This window comes from Rhodovulum sp. MB263, assembly GCF_002073975.1.
Classification (GTDB): Bacteria; Pseudomonadota; Alphaproteobacteria; order Rhodobacterales; family Rhodobacteraceae; genus Rhodovulum.
This window is the reverse complement of sequence record NZ_CP020384.1, coordinates 84,854-99,153: the sequence shown is the minus strand read 5'-3', so window position 1 is coordinate 99,153 and position 14,300 is coordinate 84,854. Positions and strand designations below refer to the sequence as shown.

General features: G+C 66.7%; 15 protein-coding genes. 5 read left to right on the top strand and 10 right to left on the bottom strand.

Features of this window, described 5'->3' with window-relative positions; translation table 11 throughout:
• Window positions 1–17: 17 nt before the first annotated feature.
• Entirely contained in the window at window positions 18–1,109 is a 1,092-nt protein-coding gene (hemH, locus tag B5V46_RS00545) for a ferrochelatase (protein ID WP_196774300.1), read from the top strand.
• 150 nt (window positions 1,110–1,259) lie between these two features.
• On the opposite strand, the gene B5V46_RS00540 is transcribed toward hemH, so the two are convergent.
• Window positions 1,260–1,439, bottom strand: a complete 180-nt coding sequence (locus tag B5V46_RS00540; RefSeq protein WP_080614778.1) for a hypothetical protein — start codon at window positions 1,437–1,439, stop codon at window positions 1,260–1,262.
• A gap of 135 nt (window positions 1,440–1,574) precedes the next feature.
• Window positions 1,575–2,162, bottom strand: a complete 588-nt coding sequence (locus B5V46_RS00535) for a L,D-transpeptidase (RefSeq protein WP_080617888.1) — start codon at window positions 2,160–2,162, stop codon at window positions 1,575–1,577.
• Window positions 2,163–2,333: 171 nt separating this feature from the next.
• Here B5V46_RS00535 and B5V46_RS00530 point away from each other — a divergent pair, with 171 nt between their 5' ends.
• Window positions 2,334–2,870, top strand: a complete 537-nt coding sequence (locus B5V46_RS00530) for a CAP domain-containing protein (protein ID WP_080614777.1) — start codon at window positions 2,334–2,336, stop codon at window positions 2,868–2,870.
• 66 nt (window positions 2,871–2,936) lie between these two features.
• Here B5V46_RS00530 and B5V46_RS00525 read toward each other — a convergent pair whose 3' ends face one another.
• From B5V46_RS00525 to B5V46_RS00500, 6 genes are all read right to left on the bottom strand, one after another.
• Window positions 2,937–3,431 carry a murein L,D-transpeptidase family protein gene (locus B5V46_RS00525; protein WP_155773873.1) on the bottom strand — a complete coding sequence of 165 codons (495 nt, stop codon included), beginning with the start codon at window positions 3,429–3,431 and terminating at the stop codon, window positions 2,937–2,939.
• A gap of 68 nt (window positions 3,432–3,499) precedes the next feature.
• Window positions 3,500–4,711 (bottom strand): class I SAM-dependent RNA methyltransferase, encoded by a 1,212-nt coding sequence (locus B5V46_RS00520; RefSeq protein ID WP_080614776.1) that lies wholly within the window; start codon window positions 4,709–4,711, stop codon window positions 3,500–3,502.
• Complete coding sequence (locus B5V46_RS00515; RefSeq protein ID WP_080614775.1) at window positions 4,708–6,549, bottom strand: ABC transporter ATP-binding protein; 1,842 nt, start codon at window positions 6,547–6,549, stop codon at window positions 4,708–4,710. The genes B5V46_RS00520 and B5V46_RS00515 overlap by 4 nt, the downstream gene beginning before the upstream one ends.
• A gap of 71 nt (window positions 6,550–6,620) precedes the next feature.
• The gene (locus B5V46_RS00510; protein WP_080617886.1) at window positions 6,621–7,787 is read right to left on the bottom strand and encodes a CCA tRNA nucleotidyltransferase; all 1,167 of its coding nucleotides are present in this window, start codon (window positions 7,785–7,787) and stop codon (window positions 6,621–6,623) included.
• A complete protein-coding gene (locus B5V46_RS00505; RefSeq protein ID WP_080614774.1) occupies window positions 7,787–8,383 on the bottom strand; it encodes a CoA pyrophosphatase in 597 nt (198 codons plus the stop codon). Before B5V46_RS00505 ends, B5V46_RS00510 begins: the two co-directional genes overlap by 1 nt.
• On the bottom strand, window positions 8,373–9,377 hold the full coding sequence (locus B5V46_RS00500) for an Hsp33 family molecular chaperone HslO (protein WP_080614773.1): 1,005 nt from the start codon (window positions 9,375–9,377) through the stop codon (window positions 8,373–8,375). The genes B5V46_RS00505 and B5V46_RS00500 overlap by 11 nt, the downstream gene beginning before the upstream one ends.
• A 75-nt stretch (window positions 9,378–9,452) precedes the next feature.
• On the opposite strand from B5V46_RS00500, the gene B5V46_RS00495 reads away from it, so the two are divergent.
• Window positions 9,453–9,899: an NUDIX hydrolase gene (locus tag B5V46_RS00495; protein WP_080614772.1), complete on the top strand. Its 447-nt coding sequence runs from the start codon at window positions 9,453–9,455 to the stop codon at window positions 9,897–9,899.
• Here B5V46_RS00495 and B5V46_RS00490 read toward each other — a convergent pair.
• Entirely contained in the window at window positions 9,896–11,155 is a 1,260-nt protein-coding gene (locus B5V46_RS00490; RefSeq protein ID WP_231119181.1) for a PP2C family protein-serine/threonine phosphatase, read from the bottom strand. The two genes, B5V46_RS00495 and B5V46_RS00490, sit on opposite strands and share 4 nt — an antisense overlap.
• A 182-nt stretch (window positions 11,156–11,337) precedes the next feature.
• On the opposite strand from B5V46_RS00490, the gene B5V46_RS00485 reads away from it, so the two are divergent.
• Entirely contained in the window at window positions 11,338–11,667 is a 330-nt protein-coding gene (locus tag B5V46_RS00485; RefSeq protein ID WP_080614771.1) for an Hpt domain-containing protein, read from the top strand.
• A 14-nt stretch (window positions 11,668–11,681) separates the two neighbouring features.
• On the opposite strand, the gene ilvA is transcribed toward B5V46_RS00485, so the two are convergent.
• Entirely contained in the window at window positions 11,682–12,929 is a 1,248-nt protein-coding gene (gene ilvA / locus B5V46_RS00480) for a threonine ammonia-lyase IlvA (protein ID WP_080617884.1), read from the bottom strand.
• 129 nt (window positions 12,930–13,058) lie between these two features.
• Here ilvA and B5V46_RS00475 point away from each other — a divergent pair, with 129 nt between their 5' ends.
• Entirely contained in the window at window positions 13,059–14,291 is a 1,233-nt protein-coding gene (locus tag B5V46_RS00475) for an argininosuccinate synthase (RefSeq protein WP_080614770.1), read from the top strand.
• Window positions 14,292–14,300 lie beyond the last annotated feature (9 nt).

The following is a 14,300-nucleotide window of genomic DNA, read 5'->3' as shown; positions in this document are numbered from 1 at the left end:
ATACCGGGACCGAGAAAATGTTCGATTCCAAAGAGGGCGGCTCCAGCTCCGCGACCTCCGGCCTGACAGAGGCCCGGCCCCTGCACGGGCCCGAAGACCACCCGCCGGTTCCCCCCGCGCGGATCGGCGTTCTGCTGGCCAATCTCGGCACCCCGGACGGCTATGATTACTGGTCGATGCGGCGCTACCTGAACGAATTTCTCTCGGACAAGCGGGTGATCGACTATTCGCCCTGGATCTGGCAGCCGCTCCTGCAACTGGTGGTGCTGACCAAGCGTCCCTTCGCCTCGGGCGAGAACTACCAGTCGATCTGGAATCACGAGGCCGACGAAAGCCCGCTGATGACGATCACCAAGGCCCAGACCGCCAAGCTCGAGGCCGAGCTGAAAGCGGCCTATGGCGACCGCGTGGTGGTCGATTACTGCATGCGCTACGGCAATCCCTCGACTCGGGCCAAGGTCCGCTCGATGCTGAAGAAGGGCTGCCAGAAGATCCTGTTCTTCCCGCTTTACCCGCAATATTCCGGCACCACCTCGGCCACAGCCTGCGACAGCTTCTTCAAGGCGCTGATGGACGAGAAATGGCAGCCTGACGTGCGCACCGTCAGCACCTATTTCGACAACCCGCATTACATCTCGGCGCTGGCCGCCTCGGTCGAGCGGGCCTATGCCGAGGCCGAGCACGAACCCGACATCCTGGTCTGTTCCTATCACGGCGTGCCGCAGCGCTATCTGACCGAGGGCGACCCCTATCACTGCCATTGCCTGAAGACGACGCGGCTGCTGAAGGAGCGACTCGGCTGGGATGACAGCCGCATCACCACCACCTTCCAGTCACGCTTCGGCCCCGAGGAATGGCTGCAGCCCTATACCGTTGAGGAAGTGGCGCGGCTGGCAAAATCCGGCAAGAAGCGGATCGCGGTGATCGCGCCTGCCTTCTCGGCCGACTGCATCGAAACGCTTGAAGAGATCAACGAGGAGATCTGCGAGAGCTTCGAAGAGGCGGGCGGCGAGAAATTCACCTATATTCCCTGCCTGAACGATGACGACGCCCATATCCGGGCGCTGAGCGAGATCGTGAAGGTCAATCTGCGCGGCTGGGCCGACTGAGGCCCGCGCGACCCGGCATCCGGGTCAGGACGCGAATGCCCGGCGACCGAACAGGGACGGCGGGCAAGGACAGGAACAACGGAATCGGCAAAGAAAAAAGGCGGTGGCACGCGGCCACCGCCTTTTCCCGTCCTTTCGGACCGATCGATCTCAGTTCGACGCGACAGCGGCGACGAGGATCAGGGCCAGAAGCGGCACGAGCACGCCTTGGGCCGAGGACGAGGTGTCTTGGACGATCACTTCCGGCTCGATCACGGGCTTGGAATAGCCGCCGGCGAAGGCGGTCGAGGCGGTCGCGGCAAAGGCGGCGGCGAGGGCGAGTTTCTTCATCTGTCTCTCCTGTAACAGCAGCGCAGTGGTTTTTCTCTGCGCGGCATCCTACACATGTAATTACTCTTTAAGGGATGGGCCCGGATTTTAGCAATCGGCCGGAACGGCTTGGCCGCAAGACATCGGCGGATGTCGTCAAATTAGCAACACCTGAGTGCCCACCTTGGCGAGACCGAAAAGCTCGGCGATGTCCTCGTTGAAAAGACCGATGCAACCATTCGACGAACGCCGCCCGATCTTGCGGGTGTCATGGGTGCCGTGGATCCGGTAATAGGTCCAGCTCAGATAGAGCGCATGCGTTCCCAGAGGGTTTTCCGGGCCCGGCGGCACGAAGTCCGGCCATTCCGGATTGCGCTGCTTCATCGCCGGGGTCGGCCGCCAGCTGGGGCCCTCGACTTTGCGCACGACGCTGGTGCGCCCGAGCCGGGTCAGGTCCTCGGACAGCGGCACCGAGGTCGGGTACAGCTTGTAGATCGTGCCGTCCTCGGACCAGAAATGCAGCGCCCGCGACTTGATGTCGACCAGGATCGCGCCGTTGTTCAGGCTCGAGAAATAAGGGCGCCAGTCGAGGGCCCTGAAGCTCGAGATGTTGCGGCGCACCATGTCGGTGAGCTCGGGTTCCATCTCGGTGGTATTGGCCAGGGCCGGTCCGGCAGTTACGGCCAGGGCCGTCCCGGCAAGGAAGTTGCGGCGGGTGAGGCCGCGGATCGAACGGGTCGTCATCTTGCGCTCCGCATGTCGCGTCATTTCTGGCAGTCCGGTGCGACCATAAGGTCACGCTCCGGTCTGGGCAATTCAATCCGGCGTCAAGACCGGCGGATCGTCGCGCGAAGCGTTTGAACAGACACCCCTAAGCCGCTAAAGACCGAAGGAACGTCTCTTGGGGTTTTTCTTATGATACGATCGGCTCTGGGCCTTGTGGCCGTTCTCTTAGCGCTCTCTGCCTGCACGACCGGAAACGAGGTCCGGATCGGACCGGATGGAAAGCCTCTGCCGCAGGTCTACCGGATCTCGCGCACCGACCAGGGCAAGATCCAGTACCGGATGCTCGACTCGATCAACGCGCTGCGCCAGGCGCGCGGGATCGCGCCGCTTGAACTCGATTCCCGGCTGAACGCGGCCGCGGCCACCCATTCGCGCGACATGTCGGTGCAGAACCGGCCCTGGCATTTCGGCTCGGACGGGTCCTCGCCGCTCGAACGCGTGGCGCGGGCGGGCTATCCGGGCCAGCTGCGTGGCGAGGACATCTCGGAAACCTACGAGACCGAGCTCGAGACGCTGGCCGCCTGGATGGAGGAATCCGATACCCGGAACATCATCCTCGATCCGCAGGCGACCGATCTGGGCTTCGCCTTCTATCAGGAAATGAACGGCAAGATCTGGTGGACGCTGGTCACCGGCAAGCGCGAGGCAGCCGGGTCCGACGCCTGATCGCGGCGTCCCGAGGCGGGGCGGAGACGGCCCCGCCGCCTTCATCCCGCCGTCCCGGCGCCGCGATCACGGGAAGATGTCGATCACCGTCCCGTCGCGCACCATCGCATAGATGTCTTCCATCTCGCTGTCGCTCACGGCGATGCAGCCCGCCGTCCAGTCATCCTTGCGGCGGCGGTTTTCCTTCGCCCGGCCATGGATGAAGATATCGCCGCCGGGTTTCATGCCCAGCGCCTTCGCGGTCTCGATATCGGCCTCGTTCGGGTAGTCGATCCCGACCGACAGGTGATACCGGCTGTTGGGGTTCCGGCGGTCGATGTGATAGCGCCCCTCGGGCGTCTTGCCGTCTCCCTCGACCTGTTTCGGTCCCGCGGGCGCATATCCCAGCGAAATCGGATAGGCCTTGAGCACCTGATCGTGATGCAGCAGGTACATCATCCGCTGGCCCTTCATCACCACGACACGGGTGACCTCGGGGCCGTCATAGGTCTTGAATTTCGAACTGCAGCCCGCAAGGGCCGCCATGGCGGTCAGCGTCAGAAACGCGCGTCGGTCGATCATGTGGGTCTGCTCGCGCCCTTGGTGTTTTGGCATAGTCTAGCCGATACGTCCGCGCTCAGAAAGCCGGTTCAGCGCGAGAACTGCGCCACCAGCTCGACATGGCCCGACCAGCGGAACTGATCGACCGGCTGCACCCAGTCGATCCGGAATCCGCTGGAACAGAGCCTTTTCGCATCGCGGGCGAAAGTCACCGGATTGCACGACACCATCGCCACACGGGCCAGATCCGACCCGGCGATCTCGGTGCATTGCGCCTCGGCCCCCGCGCGCGGCGGGTCGATCGCCACCGCCTCGAACCGGGACAGCTCGGAGGCCAGAAGCGGGCGGCGGAAGAGGTCGCGGACCTCGGTCGTCACCCGTTTCAGCCCCGGCGTGCCGCGCCAGCCACGGTCGAGCGCGGCCAGCATCGGCGCCGATCCCTCGACCGCATGGACCTCGGCGGTGGCGGCCAGCGGCAGCGCGAAGGTGCCGCAGCCCGCGAACAGATCGGCCACCGACCGCACCTGGCCCAGCGCCGCGCCGACCGCCTGCGTCAAGGCCGCCTGCCCGGCCTCGGTCGCCTGCAGGAAGGCGCCCGCGGGCGGCACCACATGGGCGCGCCCCATCGCCTGCCGCGGCGGCCGCCGCTCGGCCAGCTGCTCGCCGTTCCAACTCAGCCGCGCCAGATCATGGGTCTCGGCAAGCGCCGCCAGATCCATCCGGAGCGCGGTATCGAGCGGCTTTGCATCGGTCACCGCCATGTCGACCCCGTCTTCCGAACGGGTCAGCGCGATCACCAGCGCGCCCTTGCGCGAGGCACCCAGGACGGTCGCGGCCTCGCAGGCAGGGAAAGCCGCCATCAGGTCGGAATGCAGCAGACGACAGTCGGGGATCTCGACCAGCACCTCCGAGGCGCGGGCATGAAAGCCGACCAGCGCGCCCTTCCTGGTCCGCCTCCCGGCCAGCACCGCACGGCGGCGGCTGGCGGGGGGCGAGGTCAGGATCGGCCGCAGCGGCGCCTCGAGCCCCTGCCCGGCCAGCGCCCGGTCGACCACCTGCGTCTTCCAGCCCGCCACGAAGGCGTCCGAGCCGTGCTGCAGCGCGCAGCCGCCGCAGGAGGCGAAATGGCGGCAGGGCGGCCGCACCCGCTCGGCCACCGGCGTCACGATCCGCGGCCGGGCGATGCGGCCATCCTCGGGCACGCCCTCGATCTCTTCGCCGGGCAGAGCCAGTGCCACGGTCAGACCGTCCGCCGTCAGCCCCTCGCCGCGCAGCGACAGCCGTTCCACCAGATGACTCATTCCGCCGCCTCCGTGCCGATGAAGCCCCCCGATTGCCGCGCCCAGAACCGCGCGTAAAGCCCGTCTTTCGCCAGCAACTCGGAATGGCTGCCATCCTCGGCGATGCGGCCGTCCTCCAACACCACGATCCGGTCCATATGGGCGATGGTCGACAGCCGGTGGGCGATGGCGATCACGGTCTTGCCCTCCATCACCCGGTAAAGCGTCTCCTGGATCACCGCCTCGACCTCGGAATCGAGCGCGGAGGTCGCCTCGTCCAGCACCAGGATCGGCGCGTCCTTCAGGATCGCCCGGGCCAGCGCCACCCGCTGCCGCTGGCCGCCCGAAAGCTTGACGCCCCGCTCGCCGACATGGGCGTCATAGCCTCGGCGCCCCTCCGGATCCTTCAGATCGAGGATGAACTCATGCGCCTCGGCCCGTTTCGCCGCCGCGATCATCTCTTCCTCGCCGGCCTCGGGACGGCCATAGAGGATGTTCTCGCGCACCGAACGATGCATCAGGCTGGCATCCTGACCGACCATGCCGATCTGCCGGCGCAGGCTTTCCTGGGTGACGCGGGCAATGTCCTGACCATCGATCAGGATCTGCCCGCCCTCGGAATCGTAGAACCGCAAAAGCAGCTTGACGAGGGTCGTTTTCCCGGCCCCCGAGCGGCCCACAAGTCCGACCTTCTCGCCCGGCCTCAGGGCCAGGTCGATCCCGTCGAGCCCGCCCGTGCCGCGCCCGTAATGATGGGTCAGAGACCGGAACTCGACCCGTCCCTGGCGGAATTCCAGATCGGTCGCGTCGGGGGCGTCGACCAGCGCGATCGGTTGGGCGATGGTCTCCATCCCCTCGGCAACGACACCGAGCGAGCGGAAGAAGCTCGACATCGCCCACATGATCCAGCCGGTCATCGAGTTCAGCCGGAGCGTCAGAGCCGTCGCCGCCGCCACCACGCCGACGCTGGCCTGCCCCTGCATCCAGAGCGCGATGGCCCAGCCGACGACCCCGACGATCAGAAGCCCGTTCAGCACCACCAGCGCCACATCCATGGTGGTGATGATCCGCATCTCGGCCCCGAAGGCCTTGCGCAGCCCTTCGATCGCCTCGCGGGCATAGGTCAGTTCGCGGTCGTGATGGGCAAACATCTTGACCGAATGGATGTTGGTATAGGCATCGACCACCCGCCCGGTCAGGGTGCTTCTTGCATCCGAGGCGGCCTTCGAGGCCACTCCGACATTCTTCATGGTCCAGCGCACCAGCGCCGCGTAAAGCCCCAGCCAGATCAGCAGGGGCAGCATCAGCCGGAGATCGGCCTGACCCAGCAGCACCAGCGCGCCGCCGAAATATGCCAGTGCATAGGCAATCGCATCGAAGATCTGGAACACCGCCTCGCCCGCCGCGGGCGGGGTCTGCATCTGCCTGTTGGCGATGCGGCCGGCAAAATCGTTCTCGAACCAGCCGACCGACTGGCGCAACACATGGGAATGCGCCCGCCAGCGGATCAGCGCGCCGAAATTCGGCATGATCGCGTTGTTCAGCACCGCCGCGTCCAGAGCCTGTATCAGAGGCCGGAGGATCAGGATGAACAGCGCCAGACCGATCAGCGCCGCGCCATGCTCGTGCCAGACCTGCTCGGGCGCGCCCGAAGACAGCATGTCGACCAGCCGCCCCATCACATCGATCAGCCAGATCTCGACGAAGGCGCTCAGCAGCGACAGAACCGCGGCCACCGCGAAGATCTTGCGGAAGGGCCGCATATAGGTCGCCAGGAACGGCCATAGCCGGTTGGGCGGCGTGTCCGTCTGCGCATGGGGCGCATAGGGATCGATCAGGTTTTCGAAATACCGGAACATGGGATCAAGCCTTGCGGAAACTCGCCGCACTCTATCCTCGCCCCCGCTCCCGGGAAACCATGTTCCCGGCCCTAGTCGCCGCGCCCGGCCGAGGCGATCAGCGCGGCGCGATCCAGCCGGAAATCCGACGCGATCCACTCCGCCTCGAGCCGCTTCAGCATCTGTCCCAGCGCGGGGCCGGACACCCGCGGCATCAGATCCGCGGCCGCGACCGGAAAGCGGGCCTGGGCGCCGCGCGCGATCTCGTCCCCGAGCCCCGGCGGCAGTTCCGTTCCCAGCGATGCCGCGCGCAGCAGGACCGCGTCCCGCGCAGCCTCGGACCCGATCCGATAGGCCAGAACCGCCGGCCCCTCGCCCGCCGCAGCCCCCTCGGCGAGCCGCCCGAGCCGCCTGGCCTCGGCCTTGCCAAGCCGCAACCGCCCGGCCACGTCCTCGCCGCCCAGCGCCGCCAGCCGCCGGATCGGATCGGGGCCAAGCCCCAGCCCGGCTTCGAGATGGATCATGACCGGCAGCGCCCGCGGATCGGCGCCCGGAAGGCTTCGCGCCAGAACGCCCGCTGCGGCCATCGCCGCAATGCTGGGCCCGGGATCGGGCGCAGCCAGAAGCTTCTTCAGCTCGGCGCCCAGCCTTTCGCGCGAAAGCGTCTCTATTCCGGCCGAATTCGCAGCACAGGCCGCCAGCCCCTCGGCGTCGAGCCCATTCGACGGATCGCCATACCAGGCATGGAACCGGAAGAAGCGCAGGATCCGCAGATAATCCTCGCGGATGCGGGCATCGGCATCGTCGATGAAGCGCAGCCGCCGCGCCCGCAGATCGGCCATGCCGCCCAGCGGGTCCAGCACCTCGCCCGCAGGCGTGGCGTAAAGCGCGTTCATGGTGAAGTCGCGGCGATGGGCGTCTTCCTCGGGGCTGTCGGCAAAGGCCACCACCGCCCGGCGCCCGAAGGTCTCGACGTCGCGGCGGAAGGTCGTCACCTCATGCGGCACCTGCCCGGCGATAACCGTCACCGTGCCATGCTCGAACCCCGTCGGCACCGCCTTCAGCCCGGCCGCCCTGGCCAGGTCCATCACCGTCCCGGGGCGGGCATCGGTGGCGATGTCGATATCGCTCACGGCCGCACCGAGCAGCGCGTTGCGCACGCAGCCGCCGACGAACAGCGCCCGGTATCCGGCCCCGGTCAGAAGCGCACAGACCGCCTGGGTGTGATCGGCGAAGAAGGCCTCGCCCGAGACCCGGATCACGCCGAGACCCGCTCGGCCAGGGCGCGCAGGATGCGCGCGGTCGCGCCCCAGATGTAATAGGGGCCGTAGGGCACGGTGTAGTAATAGCGCCGCTGGCCGCGCCACATCCGGTACTGGATCGAGAAGCGGGCCGGGTCGCTGACATGCGCGAAAGGCACGTCGAACACCTCGTCGACCTCGCCCGCCTCGGGGATACGCGGGAAATCCTCGGCGATCCGGCCCAGAACCGGGGTCACGGTAAAGCCTGTCACGGTCTCGTGCGGCGGCATCGTGCCAAGGATATCGACGCTTGCCTCGGGCAGGCCGATCTCTTCGCGGGCCTCGCGAAGCGCCGCCCGGGGTGCATCCTCACCCGGCTCGAGCTTGCCGCCGGGGAAGGCGATCTGGCCGGGATGATGCTTGAGCCGGGACGAGCGCTTGGTCAGCACCAGCCGCGACCCGTCCGGTGCGGGCCAGAACGCCACCAGCACCGCTGCCGGGCGCAACACCCGGCCCTCGGGCAGGACGAAACCGGGGTTCAGGTCATGATCCGAGGTCTCGCCTCCCGGCCGGGCCAGCGCCGCGGCGAGCCCGCCAAGCGGATCATTCGGCATCGGGATCCTTCCCGGCCTCGAAACCGAGCGTCGACGGGTCGAGTTCGTAATGCGCACCGCAGAACTGGCAATCGGCGGTGACGATGCCCTCGGGCGTGGTCATGTGGCCGATATCCTTGGCCGAATAGATCGACAGGCTCTGCCGCACCCGGTCCTCGGAACAGGTGCAGCCGAACTGCACCCGCTGCGGGTCGAAGACGCGGGGCCGCTCCTCGTGGAACAGCCGCACCAGCAGGTCGGTCGGATGCACGCGCGGGCCGACCAGCTCGATCTCCTCGACCGTGTCGAGCAGGATATTCGCGCGGCTCCAGTTCTCGGCCTGATCGCCTTCCAGCATGTCCTCGGCCTGCAGCAGCCCCTCGTCGCCGCTGCCGCCCTCGGGGGTCTGCGGGATCGAGGCCCTGGGCATCATCTGCAGCATCACCCCGCCCGCACGCCAGTGCTCGTCCTTGCCCGAGCCGGGCAGCATCGCCCGGCCGAAGCTGAGCGCGAAGCGGGTCGGCAGCTGTTCGGATTGCGCGAAATAGGTCTCTGCGCAGGCCGAAAGCGAGCCCCCGGAAATCGGCGTGATCCCCTGATAAGGCACCATCCCCGCCCCCTGGTCGAGCAGCACGGCGAAATAGCCCTGGCCGATCTGCGAGAACGGATCGGCCCCGGCATCGAGCCGGTCCTGATCGAAACTGGCATAGGCGCGGATCCGCGCCGGGGCGCCGTCTTCGGCGGGCGCGTAGTAATCCGTCGCGATCAGCCGCGCCGGGCCGTCGCCGCGCACCTGCAGGCTGAGCTTCCAGCGCAGCTTGATGGTCTGGCCGATCAGCACGGTCAGCAAGGCGGCCTCGGCCACCAGCGCCTCGATGGCGGGCGGGTAGTCATGTTGCGCCAGCACGCGGTCGAGCACGCCGTCCAGGCGGGCGACCCGTCCGCGAACATCGCTGCGGTCAAGCTGGAATGGCAGGACGGTATCGTCCCAGGCGATCTGCGATCCGATGGACATGGGGTTTCCTTGGGCTCTGGGCCTTGGCATACCCGCCTTATATAGACGCGGCAAGGCAAGCACAAAGAGGCGGCGATGATCCGGAGATACGGCGAGGCGGTGCAAAGGGACCGGCGCTACAGGTTCCGGCCGGGCGCCTACGCGCTGCTAGAACGCGACGGAATGCTGCTGCTGACCCACCAACAGGCGCCGGTTCCCGAATACCAGCTTCCGGGCGGCGGTATCGATCCGGGCGAATCGTCCATGCAGGCGCTGCATCGCGAAGCCTTCGAGGAAACCGGCTGGCGGGTCTCACTGCGGCGCAGGCTGGGCGCGTTCCGCCGTTTCACCTTCATGCCCGAATACGAGATCTGGGCCGAGAAGCTCTGCACGGTCTATCTGGGCCGTCCCGTCCGTCCCCTCGGCCCGCCGGGCGAGCCCGGGCACAGCGCCGTCTGGATGCCGCCCGACCTGGCGCTCCGGCGATTGGGCAATGCCGGCGACCGGGCGATGCTGCAACGCTGGCTCGGACAGGTCCGCTAGCCGAACTCGAACAGGACGGCCGAGACGTCATCGGGAAGGTCCTTTCGCCCTGCAAAGGCCGTCAGCCCCTCGCGGATCGCATCGAGAAAGGCCGGACCGCGGGCCGCGGCATGGGCCCCGATCAGGTGACGCAGCCCGTCATCGCCCAGTTGCGTCCCGTCCGGAGCCGGGCATTCGGTGATTCCGTCCGACACCATCAGCAGCCGGTCGCCGGGCCGCAGGCGAAGCTCGCAGCGCTCGAATGTGGCGCCCGGGATCAGCCCGAGCGGCAGCCCCCCCTCGCCGATGAAATCGAGGCCGCCATCGGGATGACACAGCACCGGATGCGGGTGGCCCGCCTGGACAAAGCGCATCTGTCCGGTATCGAGCGCCACGATGGCCAGCAGAAGCGTGAGGTAATGCTCGGTCTCGATATCCTCGAGGAACAGACGGTTGAGATGCGCGGCGACATCCTCGGGTGGTCGGGCGCGGTACTGCCCGCCAGGCGCAGGTTCCAGCGCGATGTTCTGGTCTGGCGAGCGCGACCCCAGAAGCCCGGCCAGACGCGCGGTCAGCATGGCCGAGCTGATGCCATGGCCCGAGACATCGGCCGAAAACAGCCCGACCTCGCCGGGACCGGCGGGAAAGAATCCGACCAGATCGCCACCGACATGGCCGCAGGGCCGCAACAGCAGCGACACTTCGGAGGCGCCGAACCGGCGGTGGCGTTCGGGAACCAGCGATTGCTGCAGCTTGCGCGCCTCGGCCAGATCGCGGTCGAGCGCGTCATAGAATATGCGCAGCTCGGCCAGCGCATCGCTGAGCTGCCGGTTGTTCTCGCGCAGCTGATGTTCGGCCTTTAGGATGCGTTCGCCCGAGGCGATGCGGGCGCGCAGCTCGCTGGCATTGACCGGCTTGGTAAGGAATTCGTCGGCCCCGACATCGAGCCCGTGGATCATCTCGACGGTTTCGGATTTCGAGGTCAGCAGGATGAAATAGCCGTAGCTCTCGCGCGGCAGCGCCCGGAAGGCCCGGCAGAATTCGGGCCCGTCCATGCCCGGCATCATCCAGTCGCTGATGATCAGGTCGACCGGCCGCTCGCGGCAGATCGCAAGCGCCTCCTCGCCCGAACCGCATTCGACGACCTCATATCCCCAGCGTTCCAGCAAAGCGCGCAGAATGCGCCGCTGCAGGCGGCTGTCATCGACCAGAAGCACCAGCCGGACGAGGCTGGACCCGGTCGGGTCGAGAGGCTGTGACTCTGGTTGGGCGTTCACGGGAGTCCCCGTCCTGATCTGCACATGTTCATAGAGACGCCGACTTAACGCCCCATGAATGCGCGAATTCGACCAATCTGACCGGGTAGTTTCAGGCAGCCGTTAAGCCGTGTTCGTCAGCGTCTTCGCCCGGGGCGGATACGAGAAGCCGATGGAGCAGGTTCGCCGATGGAGCAAGTAAGATGATTAACTGGACCCGCGTTGACGAATTGCGTTGCGAAGTCGGCGAAGAGGCCTTCGCCGAGGTGCTGGAGCTTTTCCTCGAAGAGGTCGACGAGGTGATCGGTCGTCTGGACCCGGGGCGCGCCCCGGCCGATCTCGCGGCCGACCTGCATTTCGTGCGCGGCTCGGCGCTCAATCTCGGCTTCAGGGATTTCTGCAGGCGCTGCCAGGACGTCGAGCATCAGCTCGCGGAACGCGAAGATATCGATCTGGCCCCTTTGCTTGCGGCCTATGCCAGCGCCAAGGCCGAGCTTCTGGCCAAGGCCTGGATCCGGCGCGACGTCGCCTGAGCTTCCGGCCCCGGTCAGATCAGGAAATCGGCCAGCGTCGGATCGTCGGTAATGTCGCGATAGCTCAGGCCCTGAGCATCCATGCGCGCGAAAAGCGCGGCGAAGTTGCGCGCATCGGCGGTTTCGATCCCGATCAGGACAGTGCCGAAATTACGGGCCGATTTCTTGAGATACTCGAAGCGGGCAATATCGTCCTCCGGTCCCAGCAGGTCGAGAAAATCGCGCAATGCGCCCGGCCGCTGCGGCATCCGCAGAATGAAATACTTCTTCAGCCCGGAAAACCGCTGGGCGCGTTCCTTGACCTCGGGCAGCCGCTCGAAATCGAAATTCCCGCCCGAGGTGACGCAGATCACCGACTTGCCCACGATCTCGTCGGCAAGCTGGGGCAACACGTCGACCGACATCGCGCCTGCGGGCTCGAGCACGATCCCCTCGACATTCAGCAATTCGAGGATGGTGGTGCAGATCCGGTCCTCGGGCGCGCAGAGCACCTGGGCCGGATCGATGCCGCGAAGCCGGTCGAAGGTCCGCGCCCCGATCCGCGCCACCGCCGCGCCGTCGACGAAGGTGTCGACCTTCGGCAGCGTCACCGGCGCGCCCTCGGCCAGCGCCGCAGTCAGCGAGGCGCCGCCCACCGGCTCGACAAAGCGGAAGCCGATCTCGGGCGCGGTCTCGCGCAGGAACGACACCACGCCGGCCGCAAGACCGCCGCCGCCCACCGGCAGGATCACCATGTCGGGTGTGTGATAGAGCACCGACATCATCTCGACCGCGACCGAAGCCTGGCCCTCGATCACGTCCTCGTCGTCGAAGGGAGCGAGGAAATGACCGCCCGCCTCGCGGCAATACTCCTGGGCCGAGGCCAGCGTGTCGTCGAAATAATCGCCGGTCAGCCGGATCTCGATATTGTCGCCGCCGAAGACCCTCGTCTTGCCGATCTTCTGCTGGGGTGTCGTCACCGGCATGAAGATCACGCCCCGCACCCCGAAATGGCGGCAGGCAAAGGCCACGCCCTGGGCATGGTTGCCCGCGCTCGCACAGACGAAGACCGGCGCCTCGGGCGCACCCGCCAGCACCTTGCGCATGGCGTTGAAGGCCCCGCGCAGCTTGTAGGAGCGCACCGGGCTGAGATCTTCACGCTTGAGCCAGATATCGGCCTTGTAGCGTTCGGACAGATGCAGGTTGTGCTGCAGCGGTGTGGGCGGGAACAGCGCGCGCATCGCCTTTTCGGCAGCACGCGCCTTTTCGGCGAAATCGGTCATGGCGCAGCATTGGCGCGGATCGGCGCCGGGTGCAAGCGGCGCCGAAGCCCGCAAATCGCGGGTTCCCTTGCCCTGTCGGCGGAAAAGGGCTATCCGCCGCGCGTTGTCCGACAGTCGAAAGGTGGCTCCATGTCCACGCCGAAATCCGCGCCCAAGAAAGTTGTCCTGGCCTATTCGGGGGGGCTCGACACCTCGATCATCCTGAAATGGCTGCAAACCGAATATGGTTGCGAGGTCGTCACCTTCACCGCCGATCTCGGTCAGGGCGAAGAACTGGAGCCCGCCCGCAAGAAGGCCGAGATGATGGGCGCCTCCGAGATCTTCATCGAGGATCTGCGCGAGGAATTCGTCCGCGACTTCGTGTTCCCGATGTTCCGGGCCAACGCGGTCTATGAGGGGCTGTACCTCCTGGGCACCTCGATCGCGCGTCCGCTGATCTCGAAACGGCTGATCGAGATCGCCGAGGCGACCGGCGCCGATGCCGTGGCCCATGGCGCCACCGGCAAGGGCAACGACCAGGTGCGCTTCGAACTGGCCGCCTATGCGCTGAACCCCGATATCAAGGTCATCGCCCCCTGGCGCGAATGGAACCTGACCAGCCGCACCAGGCTGCTGGACTTCGCCGAACAGAACCAGATCCCGATTGCCAAGGACAAGCGCGGCGAGGCCCCCTTCTCGGTCGATGCGAACCTTCTGCACACCTCCTCCGAGGGCAAGGTTCTCGAAAACCCCGCCGAGGACGCGCCCGACTATGTCTATCAGCGCACGGTCAACCCCGAGGACGCGCCGAACGAGCCCGAATACATCGAAGTGACCTTCGAGAAGGGCGACGCGGTCGCGATCAATGGCGAGGCGATGTCGCCTGCCACCGTTCTGACGAAGCTGAACGAGCTGGGCGGCAAGCACGGCATCGGCCGGCTCGATCTGGTCGAGGGCCGCTTCGTCGGCATGAAGTCGCGCGGCATCTACGAGACCCCCGGCGGCACCGTCCTGCTGGAGGCCCATCGCGGCATCGAGCAGATCACGCTCGACCGCGGCGCGGCGCATCTGAAAGACGAGCTGATGCCGAAATATGCCGAGCTGATCTATAACGGCTTCTGGTTCAGCCCCGAACGCGAGATGCTGCAGGCGCTGATCGACAAGAGCCAGGAGCATGTCTCGGGCACCGTCCGGCTGAAGCTTTACAAGGGGTCGGCGCGCACCGTCGGCCGCTGGTCCGAGGCCTCTCTCTACTCCGAGAGCCATGTCACCTTCGAGGACGATGCGGGCGCCTATGACCAGAAGGACGCCGCCGGCTTCATCAAGCTGAACGCGCTGCGGCTGCGGCTGCTGGCGATGCGGAACCGCAAGCTCAAGGGCTGAGCCCCTCGC